This window comes from Arthrobacter sp. B0316-1-20 (assembly GCF_059091865.1).
Genome location: NZ_JBNHHC010000008.1, coordinates 197992 through 220076 on the forward strand (window position 1 = coordinate 197992; position 22085 = coordinate 220076).

Genomic DNA, 22085 nt, shown 5'->3' on the forward strand with positions numbered 1-22085 from the left:
GGGGCCGCTAAATTACACTAGTGTAATGCGCGAGGCGATAGTAGAGGCGGTCCTCGATCTTGCCGCGATCATTCCGCCGGGCCGGGTGCTGTCCTATGGCGATGTCGCCGAGCTGCTCGACGCCGGAGGCGCCCGGCTGGTCGGCAGGATCCTGTCCCTGCACGGCTCGGCGGTTCCGTGGTGGCGCGTTATTCGTGCCAACGGTTCCCTGCCCGGTGAGCTGATGGAACAGGCTGTGGCGCACTACCGCCAAGAAGGCACACCCCTGGCGGAGCCGGCGGCGTGGCCGGCCAGGGTGCGCATGGCGGAAGCCCGTTGGGTGCCCGGGCCTGAAGAATACGCAGCGATCGAGGAGCTCCGGCGCAAAGTGTCCGAACCGGCTGATGGGATGGGGCCATGATCGAGACCAAGCCGTCGGCCGGGCTGCAACTGGTCCGGCCCGAAACCGGATCCGCCGGTGCCCCGCTTCCGAGTCCGGACCAGGCACAGGTCATCGGCCTGCCCGCCGGCTGCGGTCCGGTGCTGGTCCTCGGCGGCCCGGGTACGGGAAAATCGACCGCTCTGGTGGAACTCGCGGTGCGCCGGGTGGAGGAAACCGGACTTGACCCGGAGAACCTGCTGTTCCTGGCCCCGAACCGGCTGGCGGCCGCGCGCCTGCGCGACGCGCTGACCGGGCGCCTCAACCGCAGCCTGGGCACCACCCCGACCAGGACCTGGTCGGCCTATGCCTTCGACCTGATCCGACGGGCACGGGTGGAAGGACTGCTGCCGCTGGTGGAGCGCGCGCCCCGGCTGCTGTCCGGGCCCGAGCACGACCAGATCATCGCCGAACTGCTGGCCGGCCATCGTGCCGGCTACGGCCCGGGGGCCGGCTGGCCGGAAGACCTGCAGCAGGCTCTGGCGACCCGCGGCTTCCGGCAGGAGGTCCGCCAGCTCTTCGACCGGCTGACCGAGTACGGCAGCACCGCAGGGCAACTGGAACAGTTGGGCGCAGAGTATGGCCGGGCGGACTGGATGGCGGCGGCCCGGCTGTATCGCGAGTACCGTGACGTGATCGACCTCCGGATGCCCGAGGCCTTCGACCCGGCCGGAATCATCACTTCGGCACGCCAGCTGCTGCTGGAGCATCCCGGCCTGCTGGAGCGGGAGCGCAGCCGCCTCCGGCTGATCCTGGCGGACGACCTCCAGGAAGCCAACCCCGCGGTCTTCGAGCTCCTGGCCTTGCTTGCGGAGGGACAGGATGCCGTCTTCGCGGCCTCGCCGGACACCGTCGTCCAAGGGTTCCGCGGCGCCCGTCCGGATGTCCTCGGCAAGTTGCCCGGGCTGGTTGGCACACCGGACAGGCAGCTGCACACGCTGGTCCTCACCACTTCGCACCGGATGGCGCCCGGAGTCGCAACCGCCTGGCAGTCAGCTGCCGCCCGGATCTCGCAGGTCGCCGGGGCGCACCGCGCCCGCGACCTCGTCCATCCCGGTGCGGAAGCAGAAACCGGGAGCGGAACCGCGCCCGCCCACGGCGGCGCGGACCGGAACGACGCGCCCGCCGCCAGTTCGCACGTGGTCGCGTCGCCGGTCCACGAGCACCGCTATGTGGCGCAGCGGATCCTGGAAGCCAGGCTGTTCGAGGGCTACCGGCTCAGCGAGATGGCCGTGATCGTCCGCACCGGCGGCCAGCTCTCGGCCCTCGCCCGCTACCTCACCGGCCAGGACATCGCGGTCAAGGTTCCGGTTGCCGAAAGCGCGGTGCGCGACGAGGCCGCGGTCCGGCCGCTGCTGGACGCGTTGGCCGTGGCCCTGGAGCCGGAACTGCTCACCCCCGACGCTGCCGTCGCCCTCCTGACCTCCAGGATCGGCGGCGCGACGGCGATCGATCTGCGCCGCCTGCGCCAGGCACTGCGGCGCGAAGAGCTGCTCGGCGGCGGGGGCCGGTCCAGCGATTCCCTGCTCGTGGAAGCGATCGGCGACCCCGTGTTCCTCGGCACGCTCGGAAGGGAAGGCGGATCCGCCAGGAGGATCGCGCGGATGCTTAAGGCCGGTCGGGACGCGGCGGCCGAGCCGGGAGCCAACGCCGAGACGGTGCTGTGGGCACTGTGGTCCGCCACCGGGCTCTCCGATCGCTGGGCGGCACAGGCATTGCAAGGCGGACCGGTCGGCGTGCGGGCCGACCGGGACCTCGACGCCATGATGGCGCTGTTCCAGACCGCCGAGCGGTATGTGGACCAACTCCCCGGCTCCAGTCCCCGGCAGTTCCTGGAATACCTGTTGAACCAGGAACTGCCGATGGACAACCTCGCGCCGCGCGCCCAGATGCGGGAAGCCGTGGAACTGCTCACGCCCGCCTCGGCGGCCGGCCGGGGCTGGCCGCTGGTCATCGTGGCAGGCGTCCAGGAGGGGGTGTGGCCGAACACCAGGCTGCGCGGCGAACTGCTGGGCAGCACGGAGTTCGTGGAGGTTTTGGAGCGCGGCGTCGAGGACGCCCGGCGGATCGACGCGGTGAGCAGGCTGCGGGAAATCCGGTACGACGAATTGCGGAGTTTTTCCACGGCGATCTCGCGTGCCGAACGCCGGCTGATCTGCACGGCGGTGCAGTCCGAAGACGCCCAGCCGTCCCAGTTCCTCGATCTGGTTGAGCCCTGGCTGGACCCGGAAACACCCCGGCCGGCGACGGAAGTCCTCCGCCCGCGAACCGTGCGTGCCTTGGCAGCAGAACTCCGGCAGGCCGCCCAGCAATCCTCGACCCGTCCGGAAGAGGCGGCGGAGGCTGCCGCCGTGCTCGCCCTGCTGGCGGCCAGCCCGGTGCCGGTGCCCGGCGCGCACCCGCGCGACTGGTGGGGATTGCTGCCGCTGAGCAGCACGGCACCGGTCGTTCCGGAGGGGGAACCCGTCCCGGTTTCCCCCTCGAAGGTGGAGGCCGTCCAGAAGTCCCCGCTCGACTGGTTTATCCAAACGGCAGGGGGCGAAGCGGCCACCGACTTCGCCCGCAGCTTGGGCACCCTGGTCCACGGCATTGCGCAGGACATCCCCGCGGGCACGGGAACGGAATACGTGGCCGAACTGGTCCGACGCTGGCCCCAGTTGGGGATGAAGGAGAACTGGGAGGGACGGCTTGACTTCAACCGTGCCGAAGGAATGGTCCGGAGACTGGCCCAGTATGTGATCCAGATGCGTGCGGAGGGCCGGAGCCTGGTCGGCGTGGAGCAGGACTTTTCGGTTGACCTGCCGGGGCCAGACCGCGTGGCCAGGCTGCGTGGCCAGGTGGACCGGTTGGAGCTGGACGCCGACGGGCGGCTGCACATCGTGGACCTGAAAACGGGACGCGCTGCCCCGACCAAGGCAGAGCTGGAGCGGCACCCGCAGCTGGGCAGCTACCAGGCGGCGGTCCAGGCCGGAGGCTTCCCCGGACATGCGTCAGCCCCGGGCGGCGCTTCCCTGGTCCAACTGGGACAGGACCTGAAATCGGTCAAAGTCCAGCAGCAGGAGAGCCTGGCCGACGGTGAAGACTGGGCCACAGCGATGATCCACGAGGCCGCGGCGCTCATGGCCGCTTCCGAATTCGAGGCCCGGCACGATCCGCAGCGGTCCGGCAACGGCGGTCACGGCTGCCGTGCACCGGAAATTTGTCCCCTGTGCGCAGAAGGAAGGCAGGTCACCGAATGAGCATAGGAACGGTCACCACAACCTACAGCCCGGAAGAGCTTGCCGGACTGCTGGGCCAGCATCTGCCGACAGCCGAACAGTCGGCCATCATCAGCTCCCCGCTGCAGCCGATGCTGGTCATCGCCGGCGCGGGCTCCGGCAAGACGGCGACGATGGCCGACCGCGTGGTCTGGCTCGTGGCCAATGGGTTCGTCCGCCCCGATGAAATCCTCGGCGTCACTTTCACGCGCAAGGCGGCAGGCGAGCTGGCCGCCCGGATCCGCGCGCAGCTGGCCAAGCTGGACCGCAAGGGCCTGCTGCCGCAGGAGGCCGACGATGCTGCCGGAATGGTGGAACCGAAGGTCTCGACGTACCACTCGTACGCCAATGGTTTGGTCAGCGACTACGGGCTGCGCCTGGGAATTGAACGCGACGTGGTGCTGCTGGGCACCGCGCAGTCCTGGCAGCTGGCCAGCCACTGCGTGGAGGCGTACGACGGCCCCATCGAGCACCTGGTGGCCAGCAAATCGACCCTGGTCAACGCCGTGATGCAGTTCGCCGGGGAATGCTCGGAGCATCTGGTCACCCCGGATCAGGCTGCCGGCTACCTCGCGGAGGAGGTGGAGCGGATCGCCGCCCTTCCCTACATCGACGGCAGCACCAAGCAGGCCAAGGCGGAGGTGCGGAAATTGCTGGACCGGCTGCGGACCCGGATCACCGTGGCCAACCTGGCGGCCGGCTACAACCGGGCCAAGCGGGAACGGGGGGTGCTGGATTTCGGTGACCTGGTCTCCCTCGCCGCCCGCATCGCCCGCGAAGTGCCGCAGGCCCGCCAGCTGGAACGCAGCCGCTACAAAGTCGTGTTGCTGGACGAATTCCAGGACACCTCCCACGCCCAAATGGTGCTGTTCTCCGAACTGTTCGGGGACGGGCATGCCGTCACCGCAGTGGGCGACCCGAACCAGTCCATCTACGGCTTCCGCGGTGCCTCCGCCGGCCAGCTCTTCGCTTTCCAGGAGCACTTTCCCCTGGTGGGCGACGACGGCCGGCGGGCCCCGGCTCCGGCCGGTTTCCTCACGGTGGCCTGGCGCAACAGCATCAACATCCTGCGGATGGCCAACCGGATCTCGGCACCGCTGAACCGGGAAGACCCGAACCGTCCGCGCCCCGGCCGGATCAGCGTTCCGCCGCTGCGCCCACGGCCGGGAGCCACGGAAGGGACGGTGGCACTGGGACGCTACGCGACCGAGGCGGAGGAGACCCTCGCCCTCGCCGACGCGATCGAACGGGCACGGAAGACGGTTTTCGCCCGGGACCCTGAAACCGGCCGTGCCGAACCCGTCAGCACCGCCGTGCTGTGCCGGCGGCGGGCACAGATCCCGGGCATCGCCAAGGTACTCGAAGAGCGGGGCATTCCCTACGAAATCATCGGGCTGGCCGGGCTGCTGGCACAGCCGGAGATCGTGGACCTCGTGGCGACCCTGCGCGTCCTGGCTGATCCGGGACGGTCCGACGCGCTGATGCGGCTGCTGGCGGGGGCACGCTGGCGGATCGGACCGGCGGACCTGATGGCCCTGGCCGATTGGTCCCGGTTCCTGGAAAGCAGGCGCCGCGCGGCAACGGCAGGCGAGGCCGCCGAGCTGGACCGGGACGAGGCCGCGGGGGAGGCCGTCGTCGAACAGGACCTGGCCGAGGCCGCGTCCCTGGTCGAGGCGCTGGACCGGCTGCCCAAGCCGGGCTGGACCTCGCGCCACGGGCGGTCGCTGACACCCGTCGCGCTGGAGCGTCTGGGGCGCCTCGCGGAAGAGGTCCGCTACCTGCGCAGCTTCGTCGGTGACGACCTGACGCTGTTGCTGGGCGAGGTGGAACGCACCATGCTGCTGGACATCGAGGTTGCCTCCAAACCCGGGCAGAGCATCCACCAGGCGCGGCGCAACCTTGATGCTTTCCACGACGCGGCGGCAGCGTTCACGCAGACGTCGCAGCGCGTGGACCTGCTGGCCTTTTTGGCGTGGCTGGAAGCGGCTGCCGCCGAAGAGGGAGGCCTGGACATGGCGCAGGTGGACGTGCGGCACGATGCCGTGCAGTTGCTGACCGTGCACGCTTCCAAGGGGCTGGAATGGGACGCAGTCTTCGTCCCCGGGCTCAACGACGGCGCCTTCCCCTCCTCCTCGGACAACCGGTGGAGCAGCGGCCACGCCGCCCTGCCCTGGCCGCTGCGCGGAGACCGGTCCGACCTTCCCCAGTGGGATACCGACCAGCCGGACCAGTTGTCCTGGCTGAACGCGGAAGCGGACTACAAGTCGGAAGTCCAGGCACACGGTGAAGACGAAGAGCGCCGGCTGGCCTACGTCGCCTACACCCGGGCCAAGCACCTGCTGGTCTGCAGCTCCGCCGGCTGGACCGGCAGCAAGGTCAAGCCCACGGCCGTGTCGGCCTTCCTGGCCGAACTGCACGCAATGTCACAGGACGAACCCCCGGCAGTGCAGGTGCGGCGATGGGTAGCGGACGAGGAACTCGGGCCGGAGAATCCGTTTCGGGCCGAAGCGGAAACAGCCATGTGGCCCTTCGACCCGTTGGAAGGGCCGCGGGTCTACCGCAGCGGTGTCCCGCAGCGGCAGCGTCCGGGCCGCCGGGCGGCCATGGAACAGGCCGCGCAGGCAGTGCTGGAGTCGCTGGCACAGCACCGGCAGCCGACCGCGGACTCGACCTGGGCCCATGAGGCCAGGCTGCTGTTGGAACGCCACAATGCCGCACCGACAGCCGGCGAGGTGGAGCTGCCGGCGCACATCTCCGCGTCGCTGCTGGTGGACCTGGCCGACGACCCGGACGAAGTCACGCGGCGCCTGCGGCGCCCGGTGCCCCGGAAGCCCGGCATGGCCGCCCGAAAGGGTACCGCCTTCCACAGCTGGATCGAGGAATACTTCGGCACCACGGGGATGTTAGATCTCGAGGCCTACCCGGACGCGGCCGACGCCTTCGTCGACGAGGCCTATGAGCTGGCCGGACTGGTCGAGAACTTCAAGGCATCCGAATGGGCCAACCGGGTCCCGGCAGCCATCGAAGTGCCCGTCGAGACCCGCGTCGGCGGCGTCGTGGTGCGCGGGCGCATCGACGCCGTGTTCCGCGACACCGACGGCAGCTGGGACCTGATCGACTGGAAGACCGGAACCGCGCCGACGGGCCGGCAATTGTCGGTGAAGTCGGTGCAACTGGCCGTCTATCGGCTGGCGTGGGCACGCCTGCACGGCATCGAATTGGACCGCGTCAAGGCCGCTTTTTACTACGTCGGGCAGGACAAACTGGTGCGCCCGCACGGCCTGGCCGGCGAGGCGGAGCTGGAGGCGGCGGTGCTGCGGGCCTACGCGTAGGGCCGCCGCGCGGCAGCGGTCAGCGCCCCGCACAGCAGCGGTCAGCGGTCAGCGGCGCCGCGCAGAAGTGTCAGCGCCGCTGGTTGATGATCGGAAGTGCCGTGGTGTCCGCGGACGCAGGCTCGGCTTCCTTAACCGGCCGGGCCTCCTTGCCGGCGGCCGCTGCGCCGTCGGCGCCGCCGTTCTCCGGCGGCGCAGGCTCCGCGGCGTCCTGTTCCGCCGCGGGCGGTGCCGGAGAAGCTGGATCGACGTCAGGCCCCTCAACCGGGAGCAGCGTGACCTTGGAACTCCCGGATCGCCCGGCGAGCTGGACGCGGGCCGGTCCGTCGTGCCGGTGCTCCTGCCCGGCCGAACCGTTCCCACCCGCCGCAGCCGCCCTGCCGGCACCGTCCGCCGCTTCGTCCCCTGTCGGCCGGTCGGCAGCAGCCGGCTCAGCGGCACGGTTCCGGCCCTCGGAACCGGCGGCCGGTTCCCGGGCCGGAGCCGCAGGGACAGCGGCAACCGTGGGCGGAACGGCAGGCGGCGGGGGAGCGGTGACGCTGATGGGCTGGCCGCCGTGTACGGCCACGTCGGCCTCGAGCTCGTTCAGCATGTCGACCGCCTCGTCAACCATGGTCTGGTCGCCCGCAGCCAGTCCGCGGACCAGCCATTGGGCCAGCGCGAATTCGGCGGACAGCGCTGCCCGGCGCATCAGGTGGGGATCGACCGGGTCCTTGCGGTACTTGCGGTAGGACTCCAGCACGACGTCGGCGAACGACTGTTCGTGCACGGCCACCAGCCACGCGAAGTCATCGGCGGGATCGCCAATGCGCAGGTCGGTCCAACCGGTCACCGAGCTGACGCTGCCGTCTTGGACCAGGAGGTTGTCTTCGTGCAGGTCGCCGTGCACCACGCACGGATTGAACTTCCAAAGGGCCACGTCCTCCAGGGCGTGCTCCCACCGGCGCAGCAGGGCCGGCGGTATCTTGCCGGTGGTGGCAGCCTGGTCGAGTTCGTTGAGCTTGCGCTGGCGGAACTGGTCGGCCGTGTAGCTGGGCAGATCCGCGGCGTCGACCATGCGCTGGGGCAGGTCGTGGATGCCGGCTGTCGCCCGTCCGATCGATACCGGGACGGCGGCGCCGGCGGCGACCAGAGCTTCCAGCGCCAGCATGCTCCCCGGCACGTGGTTGTAAACGAAGGTGCGCAGCTCGGACTGCTGGACGGTCCCGGCGACCGTGGGCACCTGGAAAGGCAACTCCGCGCGGATCGCGGGCGAGAAGGCCCGGAGCACCAGCAGTTCCGTTTCGAGCCGCATGCTCGCCTCGGCGTGCTTCGGAGAACGCACGCGCCACCGCTTGCCGGACGCATCGGTGAGTACCGCGGACTGGAAATCCGCCGCATCATCCGGCAGCCCGGCAACGCCCGTGGGCGTCAACCCGGGAACGGCCGCGGTGGCTATGGCCGCCAGCTCCAGAGGTGTCTTTCTCACGTAGTCCACCGTACGTGCAACCGGTACCGGCAGCCCGGCCACGGCCGCGGCGAGTCGCCGGAAGGGTGAGACAGGCCGCACCGGCTGGGCACCGCCGCGCGCAGTCCACAGCGGCGGCGGCGCGAATAACGGTCCGGGCGCCGGGGTGAGTACGGTAGAGAGCATGAGTCTTAGCACCGCCGCTGCAGGGTTCCCGCCGCTGGGCCAGCTGATGCTGGCCCGCACCACCATGGACCGCGGGTGCGAGCGGCGCAGCCACCCCGGCCTGGTGGACGGCATCTGGGGCAGCGACACCACGCATGTGATGCTGATCGCCGACGGCAAGACGCTGGTCCGCGGCGGAAGGATCGTGTTGCTTCCGAGCAGGGAACGGACCGCAACCGACCTCTCCGTCTACCTCGGCCGGGCCGTGGAGGGTGCGGATGTGCCCGTCGGGACCGACATTGTGCTCTCGGTGTTGGCGGACCGTGCAGAAGCTGCCGGGTACGACGGGGAGTGGCTGGGCCTGCGGGACGTGGCGGGGGAGCTCTCTGCGCAGGACGCCGGGCTGTTTGTGGAGGCCGCGGCGATTTCCAACTGGCACCTGACCCACACCCACTGCCCGCGTTGCGGCCACCGCACGGAGATCGAGCAGGGCGGCTGGGTGCGCCGCTGTCCCGCCGACGGAAGCCAGCATTTCCCGCGCACCGATCCCGCCGTCATCGTTTCGGTCATCGACGAGGACGACCGCCTGCTGCTCGGCCGCAACAGCGCATGGCCGGCCAGCCGGTATTCGACCCTGGCCGGCTTCGTCGAGCCGGGGGAGTCGCTCGAGGCCGCGGTGGTGCGGGAAATCGAGGAGGAGTCCGGCGTCGTCGTGCACTCGCCGCGCTACCTTGGGTCCCAGCCGTGGCCGTTCCCGGCATCGCTGATGATTGGGTTCACGGCCGTCGCGACGGACGCGGCGTCGGTGCCCGACGGCGTCGAGATCCTGGACACACGGTGGTTCAGCCGGGAGGAACTGGGCGCGGCGCTGAAGGCCGACGAGGTCCAAGTGGCCAGCGGCATTTCAATTGCGCGGGCGCTGATCGAGCACTGGTACGGCGGCGAACTGCCGCAGGCCGGACGATGAGCGCAGCGGCAGCCGGGCCACTCCCGGACAGCAGCCTCGAAGACCGGATCCTGGCCGGACTGGACGACGAGCAGCGTCAGGTGGCCACCAACCTGGCCGGACCGCTGTGCGTCCTCGCCGGAGCGGGCACCGGCAAGACCCGGGCGATCACGCATCGGATCGCCTACGGGGTGCACACCGGGGTGTATACGCCGCAGCGGGTGCTGGCGGTGACGTTCACCGCGCGCGCGGCCGCCGAGATGCGGACGCGGCTGCGCGACCTCGGTGTTGGCGGGGTGCAGGCGCGAACGTTCCACGCCGCGGCGCTGCGCCAGCTGCAGTTTTTCTGGCCGCAGGCGGTCGGCGGTCCGTTGCCCGGCCTGCTGGACCACAAGGCCAGCGTCATCGCCGAATCTGCCCGGCGCCTGCGGCTGACCACCGACCGTGCCGCCATCCGCGACCTGGCGGCCGAGATCGAGTGGGCCAAGGTCTCCATGCTCACGCCCGAGAGCTATGTCCGCCGGGCGGCCGGGCGCGCCGCACCGGCAGGCTACGACCTGACGACGGTGGCGCGGCTGTACCAGGCCTACGAGGACGTGAAGACGGACCGGAACATCATCGACTTCGAGGACGTCCTGCTCATCACCGTGGGGATCCTCGAGGAAGACCCGAAGGTGGCGGCCGCCGTACGGGACCAGTACCGGCACTTCGTGGTGGACGAATACCAGGACGTCTCGCCGCTCCAGCAGCGGCTCCTGGACCTCTGGCTGGGGGACCGTGAAGAACTCTGTGTTGTCGGCGACGCCAGCCAGACCATCTACTCCTTCACGGGAGCGACCTCCCGGCATCTGCTCGAGTTCACCAAACGCTTTCCCGGAGCCGACGTCGTCAAACTCGTCCGGGACTATCGCTCCTCCCCGCAGGTGGTGCAGCTGGCCAACTCGCTGCTGGCCGCCCGCACCCGGCAGCCGGCGCGGGACAACGACAGCTGGCCGACCCCGCTGGAGCTCATCGCCCAGCGTCCGGCCGGGCCCGAGCCCTCGTTCACGGAATGCGCCGACGACGAGGCGGAGGCCGCCCAGGTGGCCACCCGTATCCGCGGACTGATCGACGACGGCGTGGGCGCCGCCCAGATAGCGGTGCTGTTCCGCACCAACGGGCAGTCCCAAGCGTACGAACAGGCGCTGGCCAATGCCGGCATCGGCTATCAGTTGCGCGGTGGGGAGCGGTTCTTCCAGCGGCGCGAGGTCCGCGACGCGATCCTCCAGCTGAGGGCCTCGTCCCGGGCCGCCGGAACCGAACCCGTGCCGCAACTGGTCCGGGACGTGCTGGCGAACCTGGGCTACACGCGGGAGGCTCCGCAGACCGGCGGTGCGGTGCGCGAACGCTGGGAATCCCTGGCCGCGCTGGTGGGACTGGCCGACGAGCTGGACGCGGTCCGCGGTTCCGCGGCCGGCGGTGTTTTCACCATGTCCGACTTCGTGGCGGAGCTCGACGAACGCGCCGCCGCCCAGCATGCTCCCACGGTGCAGGGTGTCACCCTCGCCTCGCTGCACTCGGCGAAGGGCCTGGAATGGGACGCAGTCTTCCTGGTCGGATTGAGCGAGGGGCTGATGCCGATCTCCTTCGCCGACACCGACGAGGCCGTGGACGAGGAACGCCGGCTGCTCTATGTGGGCATCACCCGTGCCCGCCAGCACCTGGCTCTGTCCTGGTCGCTGGCCCGGACCCCGGGAGGCCGCGCCAACCGCAAACCGTCCCGGTTCCTGGACGGGCTGCGCCCCGCCTCTTCCTCCTCCGTCCGCAGCACGCCGGGCCAGCGGCCGGCGCGGCGCAAGCAGGCCGCGCCGGCGGCGTGCCGCGTCTGCGGCACCCTGCTCGGCAGCGGGGCGGAACGCAAGGTCGGCCGGTGCCACAATTGTCCCCCCACCTACGAGGAGTCGACGTTCGAGGCGCTGCGCGAGTGGCGCAAGGAGACGGCCAGCGAAGCCTCGATGCCCGCCTTTGTGATCTTCACGGATGCCACCCTCGTGGCCATCGCCGAAGCCCGGCCCCAGTCATTGCAGGAGCTGTCCAGGCTGGCCGGCGTGGGGCCGTCCAAACTGGAGCGTTACGGCGAGGATGTGCTGCGCGTCCTGGCCGCGAACTGAACCTGCGCCGGCCCGGGCAAGCGCGCGCTCAGGCCGCCGGGGCCAGCACGCAACCGCAGGCCGGGTGCGGCGGGTAGGCGTGCCGCGTCACGGTGCCGTCGCCGCTGTCGAGTTTGAGCACGGCGGAGAAGCTGCCGGGCTGGTTCCGTCCATCCAGGAACAGCAGGGCCTGCATCGCCGCCAGGCCGGCCGCGGCCACCGACTGCGACACTTCGTCGGCCGCGCCCCGGTCTGCCGGCGGCTCGGCCGGCCGGCTGGTCAACCGGGCAACGACGTCCGGCCACCCCGGATCGGCCTCGGCGCGGTGCAGATCCACGCAGCCAAGGCAGCTTGTCTGGCCGGGGACCACCAACGGCCCGATCAGGGTGTCCTGCTCGCGCACCAGGACGCTTAGGTGCGGGTGTCCCCGGCTCATGAGCGCCGCGGCGACCCGGGGATCGGCCACGTCGCGGTCGACGTAGACGGCCAGGCTGAGCGCGCGCGGAAAGATGCCTGCGGCACCCTGCTCCGCGGTCGAGCCGGGCAAGAGGTGGCAGGCTACCGTGGGATCCACCTGGTGCACGGCCCGCCGCACGGCCTGCCCGCGGCCCAGGCCGATGTCCGTGAGCCGGATGGCGCCGGAACCGACATCTGAGGCGGCGGCGACCGCCGAATCCTCGAGCAGAAGCGTGCCGACGCCGGCCGCAGCCAGGGCCGTGCCCAACGCTGCACCGGTGCGTCCCAGCCCGATCAGCTGAACGATGCAGCGGCCCCGGGCGGCCAGCGGTCCTTCACCGTCGGCCGAGTACACCGCCGACCAACGGCGCGCATCCGGCGCGAGCCGGTCGGCGCGCAACCCCGATAGGCGTTCCCCGCCGGAGTCCGGCAGCAGGACCGGTGCCAGTGCCGCCAACAGCGACGCGGCCCGCTCCCTGTCCAGGCCACAGGCTGCCCGCACGTCATCCAGGTCGGCCGATTCGATGCCCCGGCACAGCCGGGACAGGAAGTGCCGGTCCGCTTCCCCGGTTCCCTCGACCACCAGTCCGCCGGCGCCCAGGCCGAACTGGACGCTGCCCGCGGCGCCCTCCAGCATGCGCAGGCCTGGATTGATTCTCAACTGTGCCACCGCAACCCTCCTCGCCGCCTGCCCGTGGTCCGGGCGCGGCCCGGTCCTCCATGCTGGCACGGCGGCGGCAGGCGTCGGAGGGTTATCCACAGAAAACCGGGCACCGGGCCTGGGCGGATGCGGACGGTCGGATTGACCCGGTAACCTCGTCGCATGTCCCGAGCAGATCAGACGCAGGAATCCCGTGCCAGCGCAACGCCTCCGCGGCCGGTCCCGCTGGTGGCCGACACGGGGGAGCGGGTGGCGCTGACCACATCCACCGGGGCCCCCGTGGTGGTCAAACGGTCAGCACGCCGGCGCCGGACCGTCTCCGCCGCGTGGCGGGACGGGGCCGCCGTGATCTCCATTCCCGGCCACTTTTCGCCGGCGCAGGAACGGGAGTGGGTGCAGCGGATGCTGGCCAGGCTCGAGACGCGCGGCTCCCGGCCGGAGGGACGGACCGCCGCGGGCGACACCGACCTGGCCCGCCACGCGGCGGAGCTGTCGCAGCGTTACCTGGCCGGCAACGCCGTCCCGACCAGCATCCGATGGGTTTCCAACCAGAACGACCGCTGGGGGTCGGCAACGCCGGCCCGGGGCACCATCCGCATCTCGGACAAGATCAAGGACATGCCCGCCTGGGTCGTCGACTACGTGATCCTGCACGAGTTGGCACACCTGCTGGAGCCCGGCCACGGCCCACGCTTCTGGCGCTTGCTGCAGGCCTATCCGGAGCTCGAACGGGCCAAGGCCTTCCTCTCCGGCGCCGCCTTTGCCATGGGCCGCGGCCTGCAGGACGGGGACGACGTGGACGGCGCCGGCGAGAGCGACTGCTAGCCGCGGTCTCCGCTTCCGGAACCGTCCGGGCCTCCGTCGGCGCTGCCGGTATCCTCACCGCCAGCGGAGCCGTCCGGACCTCCGCCGGCGCTGCCGGAGTCTCCACGGTCGGCGGTGCCGTCCGGCTTCCGGGCATCGCCGTCGCCGGGCTGCTGCCCTTCGAAGCCACCGCTCAAGAGTTTCTGCAGCGCCTCGTCGACTTCCGCCTCGGAGGCGTCCAGCAGTTTCCGCCGGGCGCTGAAGCCGGCCGGATCGTCCAGATCCTCCGCGGTCGGCAGCAGGTCGGGGTGGTTCCAGATCGCGTCCCGTCCGTCGACCCCGCGTTCCTCCTTCAGTGCGGACCACAGGGCGGCGGCATCCCGCAGCCGGCGGGGGCGCAGCTCCAGTCCCACCAGGGCAGCGAAGGCGTGTTCCGACGGACCGCCGGTGGCCCGCCGCCGTCGGACCGTTTCGCGCAGCGCCGGTGCCGAGGGCAGGTTGGCCGCGGCGCCGGCGGTGAGTTCGTCCACCCAGCCCTCGACCAGCGCGAGCGCAGTTTCGAGCTTGGCCAGGGCGGCTTCCTGTTCCGGCGTGCGCTTCGGCATGAACACGCCCTGCGAGAGTGCCTGCTGCATGGATTCGGGGTTTGTGGGATCGAGGTCGCGGGCCACTTCCTCGATCCGCCCCATGTCGATATGGATGCCCCGCGCATAGCTTTCGATAGCGCCCAGCAAATAGCCGGAGAGCCACGGGACATGGGTGAACAGGCGGGTGTGCGCAGCTTCCCGGATCGCCAGGAAGAGCAGCACGTCCTGCCCGGGGATGTCCAGGCCCTCGCCGAACGACTTGACGTTGGCCGGCAGCAGGGCCATCTTGCCTTCCACCAGCGGGACACCGATGTCGCTGGAACTGACCACGTCCTTGGCCAGGGCGCCCACGGCCTGGCCCAGCTGCATGCCGAACATCGCGCCGCCGAGGTTCTGCAGCATGGAGTGTGCCCCGCCGAGCATCTGCTTCATCTCCTCCGGCACCTGCTCGGTCAGCGCTCTGGTCAGCGCGAAGGCGATGCTGTTGGCGACCGGCTCCGTCAACCGCTTCCAGGTCGGCAGCGTTGCCTCAACCCACTCGGCGCGGGACCAGGCCCTGCCGATGAGCCCGGTGCCGGGCATGCTCGTCACCGGATCGAGCCACATCTCGGCCAGCCGGAGCGCTTCGTCGACGGCGCGGCCCTGTGCGGTAGAGACGGACGGGTCGCTGTCCGAGGCGGCCACCTTGCGGGCGCTTTCATGGGCCAGTTTCCAGTTGACCGGACCTTCGGCGGGGGCACTCATCATCGCCTGGACCTGCTGGAACATCTGCGCCAAGGCAGTGGGGTCGGAGGGAAGTCCTGCCGCCTTGGCTATTTCCGCGGGATCCATTGCCCCGGCCTGGCCACCGAAGAGCTTGGCGAACATCTCCGCCAGCGGATCCTGCGGGTCGTCGTCGGGCTGCTTGGGGGTCATCACTACCACCGGTCCTCGAGGGTTGGAGCGGGCACGGGCCGCAGCGGCTGCCGGGGAGGCGGCGGGGGCTGTGCCCGGGGTGTTGCGTGAGTTCCACGTTACCGGCAGCCGGGATTCCTTGTCGCGCCGTGGGCCGGCAGTTCGCTCAAGGCCGAGCAGGCGCAGCACCACCGATGCCGGGCCGACGGCGTACGCTAGAGCAGGCGCCGCGAGCGCCCCGGGCGGCAGCGCGTTGGGTGCACGGCCCGGACAGCTGCGGGAGGGAACCACCAGGTGACACAGTCCACCAACAACGGCACGGAGCACGGCACGGACGGCTGGTCCGGCAACGTTCCCGGCCCGCAGCCGGCTGCGCCGCCGACCCGAAACCGCAGGCAACCGGTCCTGGCGGCCGCCGCCGTCGTCGCTGTGGTGGCCGGTGCCGCAGGGCTGGCCCTGCCGGCGGGCTACGTCATCGAGACGCCCGGTCCTGCCATCAACACCATCGGTGAGGTTTCCGGCACCCCGCTGATCGAGGTTCCGGACCGGCCCACCTACGAGACTTCCGGCGCCCTGGACCTGACGACGGTGTACGTGGAGGGCGGGCCCAACTCGAACGTCAACATGCTGCAGGTCCTGGCCGCCTGGCTCCATCCCCAGCGCAGCGTCGCACCGGCCGACCTGGTCTACCCCCCGGACGTCACGCAGGACGACATCCAGCAGCAGAATGCGGCGCTGATGGCCTCGTCGCAGGAGTCCTCGATCGCGGCGGCCCTGACCCAGTTGGACGTGGAGTACTCGCAGACCCTCTCGGTGGCCGATTTCACCCCGGACGCGGCGGCGGCAGGAGTCTTGGAGCTGCAGGACGCGATCCGGACCATCAACGGACGGCCGGTCACCGGCATCGAGGTGCTGCGCGAGGAGCTCAATGCCAGTGCCGGCGCCCCGGTCGAACTGGGCATCGCGCGCGACGGCCGCGAGGAAACCGTGGATGTGGCACCGCGGGCCAACGGCGACGGCGACTACCAGCTGGGCGTCCTGCTGGGCACCGACTTCGACTTTCCGTTCGAAGTGAAGATCCAACTGGACAACGTGGGCGGCCCCAGCGCGGGCATGATGTTCGCGCTGGGCATCATCGACATCCTGACGCCAGGCGAGATGACCGGCGGCAAGCACTTCGCGGGGACCGGCACGATTGACGCCGAAGGCACCGTCGGGCCGATCGGCGGCATCCGGCAGAAAATGCTGGGCGCGCGGGAGGCCGGCGCCACCGTCTTCCTGGCGCCGGAGGCTAACTGCGCGCAGGTCGCCGGCCACGTTCCGGAGGGCCTGCAGGTCGTGTCGGTGGCGACGCTGGACGACGCCGTCAAGGCCGTCACCGCGATCGGCGGTGGCGGCGACGCGGCCGCCCTGCCCGGCTGCAGCTGATTCGTTTCAGCGGCGGCGCGGTCACATTCCGGCAACGGTGCCGGACCGTTCCCGCGCCGCGGTTCGCCGGGGCCGGTGTTGACAAGGCAGAATGGGAACGGAACCCTCCGAGACCGCCGTTCGTGGCATCTAGGGGGAGTGTCCCCGCAGCGGCGGTTTCGCCGTGATGCCACGCATGCAGACAACGAGGTAACGAGTGACGTTCGGACAAGACCGGTCTTACGGCGACCGGCCAACACCGCTTAACAGTCCTGGCAAGAAACGTTCCGCATTGGTGCCCACCCTCATCGTGGTGGCCGTCCTGGTGGTGGGCTTCGTCTTCTTCTCCCAGATCTACGCAGACATCCTCTGGTACAACCAGCTGGGCTACCTGGAAGTCATGCTCAAGGAAACCGGCACCAAGATCGCCATCTTCCTCATTGCCTTCCTGATCATGGGCCTTGCCGTCTACTTCAGCCTCCGGCTGGCATACCGTTCACGCCCGGTGTACGCGCCGGACAGCTCGCTGCAGGACAACCTTAACCGTTACCAGCAGCAGCTGGAGCCGGTGCGGCGCCTGCTGATGATCGGCATCCCGGTAGTGCTCGCCGGTTTCGCCGGCACCGCCGCCGCCTCGGCGTGGCAGACCGTCCTGCTGTTCTTCAACCAGCAGCCGTTCGGCCAGACCGATCCCCAGTTCGGCCTGGACTTCAGCTTCTACATGAACACCCTGCCGTTCCTCGGTTTTATTAACGGCTTCCTGATCAGCGTGGTGCTGATTGCCGGCATCGCCGGGCTGCTGACCCACTACCTCTACGGCGGGATCAGGCTGGAGGACAAGGGGTTCTTCGCCTCCACCGCGGCGAAGATCCATGTGGGAATCTTTGCCGCGCTGTTCCTCATCCTGCAGGGTGTCAACTACTGGCTGGACCGGTACGCCACCGTGCAGTCCAACGCCGGAAACTGGACCGGTGCGCTGTACACCGACGTCAATGCCGTGATTCCCACCAAGGCCATCCTCGCCGTCGCCGCCGTGCTGGTGGCCATCCTCTTCATCGTCTCGGCCTTCATCGGCCGCTGGCGGCTGCCGATCGTCGGCACGGCCATGCTTGTCGTCACCGCGATCCTCGCCGGCGGGGTCTACCCGTGGATCGTCCAGCGCTTCCAGGTGATCCCGAATGAGCAGGACGTCGAGGCCCCGTACATCGAACGCAACATCGCCCTGACCCGCCTGGCCTACGGGCTGGACGACGTCCAGACCATGAACTATGAAGCCGTCGTGGAGGCAGAAGCCGGCGCGCTGCGCGAGGACGCCGAAACCACGGCCAATATCCGCCTGCTGGATCCGAACCTGGTGTCGGACGCGTTCGCGCAGCTGGAACAGTTCCGCCAGTACTACCAGTTCGACGAGACCCTCAACGTGGACCGCTACACGGTCGACGGCGAGGTGCAGGACACCGTGATCGCCGTCCGCGAACTGAACACCGCCGGCGTGCCGGCCGGCTGGGTCAACGAGCACCTGCTCTACACCCACGGCTACGGCGTCGTCGCGGCCGCCGGCTCCCGCGTGGAGCCGGACGGCAAACCGTCGTTCATGCTCTCCGGGATCCCGTCGCAGGGCGTGTTGGGCGACGACTCGACCTACGAGCCCAGGATCTACTTCGGCGAAGCGTCTCCGGACTATTCGATCGTCGGTGCGCCCGAGGGCAGCACCCCGATCGAGATCGACCGGCCGCAGAGTGCCAATGCCGAAACCGATACCCGGAACACGTTCGACGGCGACGGCGGTCCCAACATCGGCAACTGGTTTAACCGGTTGGTCTACGCCCTGAAATTCCAGTCGACGGACCTGATGCTGTCGGACGCGGTCAATTCCGAATCGCAGATCCTCTATGACCGGGATCCGCGACAGCGTATCGAAAAAGTCGCTCCGTACCTGACGGTGGACGGCAATGCCTACCCCGCCATCGTTGACGGCCGCGTGAAGTGGATCGTGGACGCCTACACCACCAGCGAGCACTTCCCGTACTCGACTCCGCAGCAACTGGAGTCGGCCACCATTGACTCCGGGACCACCGGGGGCGCCACGGTGGCACTGCCGGCGGAGGAGGTCAACTACATCCGCAACGCCGTCAAGGCAACCGTGGACGCTTACGACGGGTCCGTGGACCTCTACGCCTGGGACGACCAGGATCCGCTGCTCAAGGCCTGGACGAACGTGTTCCCGACGACGATCAAGCCGTACAGCGAGATGTCGGCCGACCTGATGGCGCACGTCCGCTACCCGGAGGACCTGTTCAAGGTGCAGCGGGAGTTGCTCACCAGGTACCACGTGACCAACGTCAACCGCTTCTACGAGAACTCCGACGCCTGGAGCGTTCCCACGGATCCGACGCTGGGCGAGGGATCGACCGTCAAGCAGCCGCCGTACTACCTGTCGCTGCAGATGCCCAACCAGGACGCGGCATCCTTCTCGCTCACCACCCCGTTCATTCCGTTCGCCGTTCCCGGCGAGCAGGCACGCAACGTGCTGTACGGGTTCCTTTCCGCCAACGCGGACGCCGGCACCGGCGAGGACGGCGTGAAGTCCGAGGACTACGGCACGCTGCGGTTGCTCGAACTGCCGCGCGACATCACCGTGCCCGGTCCGGGCCAGGCACAGAACCTGTTCAACTCGGACACCGAAGTGTCGCAGGCGCTGAACCTGCTGCGCCAGGGCGCTTCCGAGGTGAAGAACGGCAACCTGCTCAGCCTGCCGGTCGGCGGGGGCATGCTGTACGTGCAGCCGGTCTACGTCCAGTCCTCGGGCGCTTCCTCCTACCCGATCCTGCGCCGGGTGCTGGTGAGCTTCGGTGAGGAAGTCGGCTTCGCCCCGACGCTGTCCGAAGCATTGGACCAGGTGTTCCAGGGCGATTCGGGCGCCACCACCGGCGACGAAGAAAACGTCGGGGAGACGCCGGCGACGCCCGACGCACCGGAGACCAGTGCCGAGGAGGACTTGCAGGCGGCCCTGCAGGCCGCGCGCACCGCGATCCAGGAGGGACAGGCCGCGCTGGCGGAGGGCGACTTCGCCGCCTACGGCGAAGCCCAGGAGCGGCTCCAGGCGGCGCTGCAGGACGCCATCGACGCCGAGGCAGCGATCTCCGGCGCCGCCCCCGAAGGCGGAGCGGACGGGGCAACGGAGCAGCCTTCTCCGGAGGCGACCGAGGGCAACTGACCGATTTGCTTCGCTACCCCGCGGCCGGTAATGTATTCACTGCGCCGCGGGGTGGAGCAGTTCGGTAGCTCGCTGGGCTCATAACCCAGAGGTCAGAGGTTCAAATCCTCTCCCCGCAACCAAGAGCAAGGGCCCCGTCCGATGTCATGTCGGGCGGGGCTTTTGCGTGCCCCGATGCCGCAAGCCGGACCGGCTGTGCCCGGGGGCCGCAAGCCAGGCGGGCTAGTGACCGAGGCCACAACCCCGACGGTATTATGGTTTCACCCGTCCCCGATTTTCCCTCGGAAAGATCGTTGTTGTCCCATGCTGGAATCAGTGAGCAGCTACGCCCTGGCCGCCGGAGTGGCAGCCCTGTTCAACCCCTGCAGCCTGCTCCTGTTGCCGGCGTGGCTCCTAATGGTCGCCGGCAGCAGCTGGCACAGCACGGCCGCTGACGCCGTGCGCCGGTCCGCCGTGACGGCTCTTGTCTTGACCGGCGGCTACACGACGTCGTTCTCGTTGGCGCTCCTGGCGGCAGGTAATCCGGCGACCCATGCCGGGGCCCTGGCCTACATTTCGGCCGGGACCGGGATGTTGGTGGTCCTGCTCGCGTCCTTCCTGGTGGCCGGCGGGCGGGTCCGGCTGTTGCAGGCAGCGGCGGCGGGAGGGGGATCGTTCGTCCGGCTCAGCGCGATGGCTGTTGCCGGTGCCGTGATCGGGCTGGCCTCGCTCGCGCCACAGCTGCCGGAGTTGCTGGCCGCGGCCGGGGAGCAGGGCGGCGCGGAAGCCCCTGTCGCCGGCGTGGCCGCCTACGTCCTGGGCCTGCTCGCCGGTTTCGGCCTGCTGTGCGCCGCAGCGTCCTCGGTCGGGGCCGCTGCCGGCCGGCGATGGCCCGAAGCCTGGCCGGTGCTGGAAAGAGCCCAGGGCTACCTGCTGCTGCTCGCCGGGCTGGGCACCGCCTACTACGCCTTCTTTGCTGTCCGGAATGCCGCGGGGCACCAGGTCGAGGACCGGCTGATCGATGCCGCGCACGGGGTCCACGGGTTGCTTACCGATGTGCTGTACGCCGTCCCCGCCTGGTTGGTTCCAACTGCCTACCTTGCATTGATCGGCTGGCTCCTGCTGCGCAGGCGGCGTCCCGGGCCCCCGGAACCTGAGTCCGGGCACGACCGGGCCGCCACCCCTGCTCCGGCCGCGGCGCCCGCCACCCCTGCTCCGGCCGCGGCGCCCGCCGCACAGCCGGCTCCGGCGGCGTCCCGGGCGGGCTCCCGCCGTCGTCCGTCGCCAGAGCAGGACGGGGGAGTGGCTTCGGCGCCGCGGGGGCGGGGCGCCGGCGTGTCGGACGCAGTCGAGCACCGTCCCCGGCACTACAACCCCAAGGCCCTTCGCCGCGCGCAGATCCGCGCCTCCGGACCCGCCCGTTTCACCGGCCGCAGCCTTCTCCGGGCCGTGAAGCCGCGCCGTTAACGCGATCGCACCGCCCCCGGAAAAAAGGACCCGGTTCGACAGGAATGGCTCCGGGCCACACCGGAAGGTGCGGCCCGGAGCCATTCATGCCGGGGCGGCCGGAGGGCTGGTGCTCAGTAGCTCTCTGAGGTAGCTTCCTTGCCGGCCTCCAGCGACGACGGGGCGGGGCCGGTCCCGGACTTAAGGGCTGCCAACCGCGCCTCAACCTCCGTCTGCTCGCCGAGGTCTTCCAGGCTCTCGAACTGGGCATCCAGGCTGGAAGCGGCCAGCTCGGCCTGGCCGCGTACCTTTGCTTCCTCGCGGCGGATCTTCTCCTCGAAGCGGCCGACTTCGCTGGTCGGGTCGAGAATGTCGATGCTCTTGATGGCGTCGTGGACCTGCGACTGGGCCTGCGCGGTCTTGGCGCGCGCGATCAGCTCGTCGCGCTTGTTCTGCAGCTCATTGAGCTTGGACTTCATCTGGTTGAGTCCCTGCTTGAGCTTTTCCACGATTTCGGTCTGCGAGGAGATCGTGGGCTCGGCGCCCTTGGCTTCGTTCTCCGAGGAGATCTGGCGCTGGATTGCCACCTTCGCGAGGTTGTCGAACTTCTCGGCGTCGGCGGCGTGGCCCGAGGTGCGGTACTCATCGGCCTTTCGGCTGGCGGCCAAGGCCTTGGCACCCCAGCTGCGGGCGTTCTCGAGGTCTTCGTTGTAGTCGTCCTGCAGCATGCGCAGGTTGCCGATGGTCTGCGCAACGGCGCTTTCGGCTTCGGCAATGTTGTTCGTGTAGTCGCGGACCATCTGGTCCAGCATCTTCTGCGGATCCTCCGCCTGGTCGAGCAGCGCGTTGATGTTTGCCTTGGCCAACTGTGCCATGCGGCCGAAAATTGAGTGCTTTACCACGGTGATGCCTTTCGATCGGGATTACTCGAACTTTGCCT

The 22085-nt window shown here is 69.8% G+C and carries 13 protein-coding genes and 1 tRNA gene; 10 read left to right on the top strand and 4 right to left on the bottom strand.

Annotated features, from left to right (window positions below; all coding sequences use genetic code 11):
* Positions 1 to 25 precede the first annotated feature (25 nt).
* The 3 genes from AC5RW2_RS15685 to AC5RW2_RS15695 are packed head-to-tail and all read left to right on the top strand — an operon-like array spanning position 26 to position 7007.
* Positions 26 to 400 carry an MGMT family protein gene (locus AC5RW2_RS15685; RefSeq protein ID WP_494074178.1) on the top strand — a complete coding sequence of 125 codons (375 nt, stop codon included), beginning with the start codon at positions 26 to 28 and terminating at the stop codon, positions 398 to 400.
* On the top strand, positions 397 to 3657 hold the full coding sequence (locus AC5RW2_RS15690) for an ATP-dependent helicase (RefSeq protein ID WP_494074179.1): 3261 nt from the start codon (positions 397 to 399) through the stop codon (positions 3655 to 3657). Before AC5RW2_RS15685 ends, AC5RW2_RS15690 begins: the two co-directional genes overlap by 4 nt.
* Positions 3654 to 7007, top strand: a complete 3354-nt coding sequence (locus AC5RW2_RS15695; RefSeq protein WP_494074180.1) for an ATP-dependent helicase — start codon at positions 3654 to 3656, stop codon at positions 7005 to 7007. The genes AC5RW2_RS15690 and AC5RW2_RS15695 overlap by 4 nt, the downstream gene beginning before the upstream one ends.
* A gap of 70 nt (positions 7008 to 7077) precedes the next feature.
* On the opposite strand, the gene AC5RW2_RS15700 is transcribed toward AC5RW2_RS15695, so the two are convergent.
* Positions 7078 to 8475, bottom strand: coding sequence for a macrolide 2'-phosphotransferase (locus AC5RW2_RS15700; protein WP_494074181.1), 1398 nt, complete (start codon positions 8473 to 8475; stop codon positions 7078 to 7080).
* A gap of 163 nt (positions 8476 to 8638) precedes the next feature.
* Here AC5RW2_RS15700 and nudC point away from each other — a divergent pair, with 163 nt between their 5' ends.
* Positions 8639 to 9586 carry an NAD(+) diphosphatase gene (nudC, locus tag AC5RW2_RS15705; RefSeq protein ID WP_494074182.1) on the top strand — a complete coding sequence of 316 codons (948 nt, stop codon included), beginning with the start codon at positions 8639 to 8641 and terminating at the stop codon, positions 9584 to 9586.
* Positions 9583 to 11715 (top strand): ATP-dependent DNA helicase UvrD2, encoded by a 2133-nt coding sequence (locus AC5RW2_RS15710; protein ID WP_494074183.1) that lies wholly within the window; start codon positions 9583 to 9585, stop codon positions 11713 to 11715. Before nudC ends, AC5RW2_RS15710 begins: the two co-directional genes overlap by 4 nt.
* A 28-nt stretch (positions 11716 to 11743) precedes the next feature.
* Here the strand turns inward: AC5RW2_RS15710 and AC5RW2_RS15715 are convergent, their stop codons facing one another.
* On the bottom strand, positions 11744 to 12820 hold the full coding sequence (locus AC5RW2_RS15715) for a TOMM precursor leader peptide-binding protein (protein ID WP_494074184.1): 1077 nt from the start codon (positions 12818 to 12820) through the stop codon (positions 11744 to 11746).
* A gap of 153 nt (positions 12821 to 12973) precedes the next feature.
* Between AC5RW2_RS15715 and AC5RW2_RS15720 the strand changes: the two genes are divergently transcribed.
* Positions 12974 to 13636, top strand: coding sequence for a M48 family metallopeptidase (locus AC5RW2_RS15720; protein ID WP_494012541.1), 663 nt, complete (start codon positions 12974 to 12976; stop codon positions 13634 to 13636).
* On the opposite strand, the gene AC5RW2_RS15725 is transcribed toward AC5RW2_RS15720, so the two are convergent.
* A complete protein-coding gene (locus AC5RW2_RS15725) occupies positions 13633 to 15117 on the bottom strand; it encodes a zinc-dependent metalloprotease (RefSeq protein ID WP_494074203.1) in 1485 nt (494 codons plus the stop codon). The two genes, AC5RW2_RS15720 and AC5RW2_RS15725, sit on opposite strands and share 4 nt — an antisense overlap.
* 273 nt (positions 15118 to 15390) lie before the next feature.
* On the opposite strand from AC5RW2_RS15725, the gene AC5RW2_RS15730 reads away from it, so the two are divergent.
* The 4 genes from AC5RW2_RS15730 to AC5RW2_RS15745 all read left to right on the top strand — a co-directional run bounded on the left by AC5RW2_RS15730 (position 15391) and on the right by AC5RW2_RS15745 (position 21166).
* Positions 15391 to 16524 carry a YlbL family protein gene (locus AC5RW2_RS15730; RefSeq protein ID WP_494022659.1) on the top strand — a complete coding sequence of 378 codons (1134 nt, stop codon included), beginning with the start codon at positions 15391 to 15393 and terminating at the stop codon, positions 16522 to 16524.
* A gap of 271 nt (positions 16525 to 16795) precedes the next feature.
* A complete protein-coding gene (locus AC5RW2_RS15735; protein WP_494000249.1) occupies positions 16796 to 19720 on the top strand; it encodes a UPF0182 family membrane protein in 2925 nt (974 codons plus the stop codon).
* Positions 19721 to 19765: 45 nt separating this feature from the next.
* Positions 19766 to 19842, top strand: a tRNA-Met gene (locus tag AC5RW2_RS15740).
* Positions 19843 to 20035: 193 nt separating this feature from the next.
* Positions 20036 to 21166 (top strand): hypothetical protein, encoded by a 1131-nt coding sequence (locus tag AC5RW2_RS15745; protein WP_494049688.1) that lies wholly within the window; start codon positions 20036 to 20038, stop codon positions 21164 to 21166.
* 113 nt (positions 21167 to 21279) lie between these two features.
* Here AC5RW2_RS15745 and AC5RW2_RS15750 read toward each other — a convergent pair whose 3' ends face one another.
* Positions 21280 to 22047 (bottom strand): PspA/IM30 family protein, encoded by a 768-nt coding sequence (locus AC5RW2_RS15750; protein ID WP_494000247.1) that lies wholly within the window; start codon positions 22045 to 22047, stop codon positions 21280 to 21282.
* Positions 22048 to 22085 lie beyond the last annotated feature (38 nt).